The organism is Capnocytophaga sp. oral taxon 326 str. F0382, assembly GCF_000318295.1.
In the GTDB taxonomy this organism is placed as follows: Bacteria; Bacteroidota; Bacteroidia; order Flavobacteriales; family Flavobacteriaceae; genus Capnocytophaga; species Capnocytophaga periodontitidis.
In genome coordinates this window covers 575-5724 of record NZ_KB291434.1, presented here as the reverse complement: position 1 = coordinate 5724, position 5150 = coordinate 575, and the positions used below count along the sequence as shown (strand labels likewise).

General features: G+C 34.5%; 4 protein-coding genes. All 4 read right to left on the bottom strand.

What is annotated here, in order from left to right; all coding sequences use genetic code 11:
* Positions 1-270 precede the first annotated feature (270 nt).
* Positions 271-624 (bottom strand): DUF4280 domain-containing protein, encoded by a 354-nt coding sequence (locus HMPREF9073_RS10310; RefSeq protein WP_009413689.1) that lies wholly within the window; start codon positions 622-624, stop codon positions 271-273.
* Between the two features lie 17 nt (positions 625-641).
* The gene (locus HMPREF9073_RS10305) at positions 642-1370 is read right to left on the bottom strand and encodes a hypothetical protein (protein WP_232212933.1); all 729 of its coding nucleotides are present in this window, start codon (positions 1368-1370) and stop codon (positions 642-644) included.
* Between the two features lie 11 nt (positions 1371-1381).
* Positions 1382-4708 (bottom strand): type VI secretion system Vgr family protein, encoded by a 3327-nt coding sequence (locus HMPREF9073_RS10300; protein ID WP_009413687.1) that lies wholly within the window; start codon positions 4706-4708, stop codon positions 1382-1384.
* Positions 4709-4952: 244 nt separating this feature from the next.
* Positions 4953-5150: hypothetical protein (locus HMPREF9073_RS16370; RefSeq protein WP_232212932.1), on the bottom strand; the 198-nt coding region annotated here is incomplete at its 5' end.

Genomic DNA, 5150 nt, shown 5'->3' with positions numbered 1-5150 from the left:
ATACATATAGCTTTACATAGAATTGTAAATAACTTTGTAAGTAAGTGATTGGTTAAATATATTGCTAATATGCCCTAAATCACTTTATGAGCTTGTAGTATTTATCTTCTTTTCTTATGGTTAATTAAAATTTGACCTTTAGGGAGAATTTTCTGTTCACCGGAACAGAGCAAGTTGTGTTTTGAGGCACGCATTAGGCGTGTAGGCACCTCAAAACCACTTGCCCTTGCAGGGAGCTTAAAACGCACTCCGAAGTCGTGGCGATTAGACTTATTCCACATTGTGATTTTCGTTATGTCCTTTATCTTTTATGGTAATTTTACCGCCTACTGAGCACATACAATAGGAGTTTTCTGTAAGTATTTTTTGCCCGTTGATAGAGTCCTTCTCTGTGGTATCTTCCCATTTAATGGGAGCAGGCACACAAGGTAAATAACCACCAGAAGAAGGTTTTAGTTTACATTGCTTAAAAGGCTGTATATTGGAATTCGCTTGCTTGTCCTCCTCTGTAGCCATAGCTTTACCCTCAATAGTTACAAAATCTTGACTTGTAACATTGAGTTTACTTGTTGCAGTACCTTGATTGCAACTGAGTTCTGCAGTATCAGTGATGATTTGTGGCATAACTAATAAAAATTATTTCACTTTTTTATTGCTCTATCTTTATTCTCTTTACTATTCTTTAATTGAGGTAACCCAGAAAGATCTATTGCTTTATTATTATAGCGTTCATATTCTTCTCGAGTATATGTCCCAGCTACACAATCAAAGATATATTCATAATAAACATCAATAAAAACATCTATTACTTCTTTAACAACTGCCACTGTCCATTTTTTTTCTTTTTCATCAAAATCAAAGTCTAATTCATTTGCTTCTCTATGTTTTCCCGTTCGCAAATTGATAACTCCATCTTTTTCTAATACCTCTAAAACCTTATTAAAAGACCATTTCTCAAATTTTGCTTCTTCATCTACCTGTGTTTCATCTCCTATAGCATCATATTGTCTCCAAACACCTATTTTTACAGTACTTCTAAGTCCTGCAAAAGCTCCATATTCTTTTAGTCTTCCGTTGGGGTAATAAAAATACATATAATAATGGTAGGAAGGCTTAGGAGGTATCACAAGATAATATATATCATCTCCCCCTACAAATGATTCAAAAGCACTCCCATCTGCTAATATATAAAATGGGGGACGTGTTGGATCTTCTTTATAACCTTCATAGTTTCTTTTGTATAATTCAAAATCAAATCGTTTAAACATAATTGTATCTTTTAAAGAGTTTTTAACTTCAATGCTATATCTTTGCGCATTTTTACATTGTAAAAATAGAGTGATGATTATTAAGCTTATAAATATTCTCATAATATCATTTTTTATTCCAATAATGTACTTTCTCGTACTATTAACCATTGCCAATGCCACGTAAGATAACGCTCTTTTGGCGAGTCTATTCGATTTTTTGTAACAGGGTTTACTCCCAGATGTGAATAGTCCATTATGTTGTTTGTTTCCATTGCTTTGAATACAAAAAAGTTCTTATCTCTTATTTTTTCTTCCATCCTTGATTTATATATTTCTGATGGGTAGTAGAATGAATGTGGCAATCCTAAAGCGTGTAAACACTCGTGTGCAATGGTTTCCTTTTGGTGCCCATTAAATAACATTACACATTTAGATACTGAATCAAAATAACCTCCTGCTCCTTCAGTATTAGGTTCCTTATATTCAAGATCAAGAAAATACAATTTAAAATAATTTGTATAAACAGTAGAATATTTACGTTCAAATTCATTTTTGACAAAATTATCCAATCCATTATTATCTGTTATTGTTTTAGAGACAATTGTAAAAGGATAAGGCGCAGGTAAATTTAAACAGAAAGACTCTCCTTGAGCACTGTTAGGGTCTTTTTCAAGTAAATTTACTTTGATCAACGCCTGTCCTAAAGCTTTTTTTAAGAAATTAAAATTATTATCTTTACTAATAATATAATCTCTCATTATAGTTTTTATATAAACAGGAAGTATATTGATAGTTTTTACAATAGGTGCAATCATTGTAATGCAGCCTGCTAAATTTTCTGTTTTGTTCCCTTTTTCATCTACTTTAATGGCATATATTTTAATATCTATATCCTTGTCAAACTTTATTCCCTGTCCATTTTTATCTATGACTTGAAATGCCTTACAAGTAATTTTTATAGTTTCTCTTTTACCCGATTTAGGCCGCTCTATTTTTAATCTATCAATCCCTATAAAATAATGATCAGCAGTTAGTTCTTTTGTCTCATCATTGAGTTTAAACACTAAATAATCAGGTTTTTCTTTACTTAAAAATTTAATCTGTAACTCAATTTCAGCTTCACTCACTCCATAATTCTCTGTTTTAGGAAATAAGGCAATAAAAGACTTGTAATGAGTAAAATTTTGCTCAATACCATTCTTATTCTTGATTTTAAAGTTAAAAAGGGAAAAATCTTTTCTCAGTTTATTTTGTGATTCATCACTATGTCCATATTGGGTTCCATCAAGTTTGAAATTTTCTATTATATTACCACCTCTGTTTACATACCAACTATTGGGATTGGATATAAAAAATGAACTATAAGTGTTAGAAGGATTGTTTTGTTTTTCTATTTGCATTTCAGCATCTGTTTTACTATAATACTTTCCGATAAGATCTATATATTTCTCAGTATCATTAATTCCTTTCACATTGCTGTTTTCTTTATAACAATCAAACCCAAATTCTCCTTTCCAATCTTTTTTAGTTCTAAAATGCACTAAAACATAAGTATCAGGGAGAGTCTCTATTATTTCATACTCTTCTGCTTTATTACTATGCTTTGTGCCTTGCTGTCCTTTCACCTCAAGCAAGCCCTTAGAGTTTACCGTTGCCAACTCATCTGAGTGGATAAAGAGTTTTTCTACTCCTGCCACATTTGTTTCCTTTGCCTCTATCTTCATCAGGTTGTCGGAACTGAGCAAGGCGTTGCCTAAACGTGCCTCATATTCAGCTACGATTTGCCTGAGTAGCGGAGTCTCCATAATCATTTGCTGTAATATTTGCATTGTAGCTTGTCCACCTACAGTGAAGTTGAGGTTATTCCCCACACTCAGGTCAAAGTTTTTACCTGCATTCATACAGATGTTATTCGGCGCATAAAGATTGATATTGCCTTGCCCGTCCATCTCATAAATATTACGGCTCGCATCCTCAATTCTCACACTCCCCTCTGCATCATTAAGGAGTATTTTGGTGCCACTTTGCGTATGTATAGCTTTGGTCGTTGGGTTATACCCACTCTTTGCCGCGCCGTTATAATGCGCCCCCAATACAAATGGTCGTTCAGCATTGCCATTCTCAAAATCTACCATTACCTCTTCGCCTACCTCTGGGATAAAATAAAAACCTTTACCACTACCTGCATAAGGCTGTATCATCCGTATCCACGGGCTCAGTTGTTCGCCTTTCTGCCAAAAGAACTGTACCCGTACACGTCCCATTCCTTGAGGGTCGTTGTTATCTTTAACGATAGCAGGTTGCTGTTCTGCTTTGGGAAAAGCCTCGGCATTGTAATCCGCAGGCGTGCGCATCATCGGGATAGCCTCAAAACTATTTTCATAGTTCATACCGCTGTGGTAGTGCGATATTTTTATCACTCTATAGGTCTCCATCGCATGTGCATTGATGTCGGTAAGACACGCGAAGGTGTTCATCCTCAGACGTGGGTCGCGACTACGCCCTGTTACTTTAAGTGATAGCTCCCTTAAATCTTTTTCCTGACGCACTACTTCTTCTAAATCTATATCCGATTGTTCTAATGAGGTAGCTGAGTGATACTTTTGTGGTATCTTTTTGAAGAGCTTTTTAGAAGCATTTTTGGCATCCGTCTGTATAGGATTGTTTTTGTACTCACAACAAGCACTTTCAGCGTCCTTTCTATAAACTTCAGACCTATGGAAATCGTAAGCGATATATTCAAACTCCTGTGGCTTCATCTCTAAGGTAAAGTCCTCATCAATAAGATTTAAGTTCTCCCCCAAGTCTATCGTCTCTTGAAGTTTATTGCCAAAGATAAGTTTACTACCATCATAATAAAAGTATTCACCATACAAATTAGCTAAGCGACATATAAAATCGTAATCAGATTCGTTGTATTGCACCGTATAAGGCAATGCTCTTGTAGTGTTTACCCCTGCTGAGCTATCAACCTGAGCAGAATTATCATAACCTTCACTTACTAAGGTAATAATTTCTTTAAGAGTCTTATTCTCATAAGAATGGCAAGCTTTTCCTTGGTCTAACAAAATACTCGGTGCATTGCCTGAAATGTAGAGCGTACCATAACCACCACCTGTTTGTCGTTTGCAATAAATTCTGGTGATAATCCCTGAAAAGTGCTGTACTACTTTGCCGTATTGGTAGAACTTAATAGTAAGAGGCTGACCGAGCAAGTCGCGGGAATGCTCCATAATGTACTCATTAAAAGCATCAAAAGAGTCTTCAGGGGTTTCAATAGTAAAAGTGTCGTGCTGGCAGTTGTATTGATGCAGTTCTACCTTGTAGCTTTCTTTGGCTAAGAAGTCTTTACCATTGGAACTGAGCAGACAGTAGACCACAGGATTAGTTTTATCTTCTAAAAACTCCTTGAAGGTTTTGATTTTCATATCTTTCAATTCCATACGCAATTGTGTCATTACTGTTAATTGAGAGCAAAGTAACGAAAAATAACGCAATTAACCAAATTATTTTGAAGGAAAATAAGAAATGTTTTTGAAAGTGTGAGTAAAATAAGGCAATTCGTGATGAGTAGAAGATTAGCAAGATACACTTATTTACCTATTTTTTGTTGTATGCACTTAGCAGTTGAACCTACCGTTCAGATCTTTATTTGATATTTTTTTGCTCGCTAAAAAAATAATTGTACCTTTGCATCGTGAGTTAAAACACAATAAAAATAAGGCAAAGCAATGAATTAAATTCCGTAACTAAATCATTACCTATTAGGTTTTTTACAAAATAGAATTGATTGTAAGTGAGGAAGTTAGAAAAATAGTTTATTCTTTGTACCCAGAAGTTACTGAGAAAATAGGTGTAATCAAATAAAATAAGAGCTATTACTAAATCATTACCTAATCT

Coding starts and splice junctions, on each gene's coding strand:
- HMPREF9073_RS10300 (WP_009413687.1), bottom strand. CDS start 4,708: ATGACACAATTGCGTATGGAATTGAAAGATATGAAAATCAAAACCTTC.
- HMPREF9073_RS10305 (WP_232212933.1), bottom strand. CDS start 1,370: ATGAGAATATTTATAAGCTTAATAATCATCACTCTATTTTTACAATGT.
- HMPREF9073_RS10310 (WP_009413689.1), bottom strand. CDS start 624: ATGCCACAAATCATCACTGATACTGCAGAACTCAGTTGCAATCAAGGT.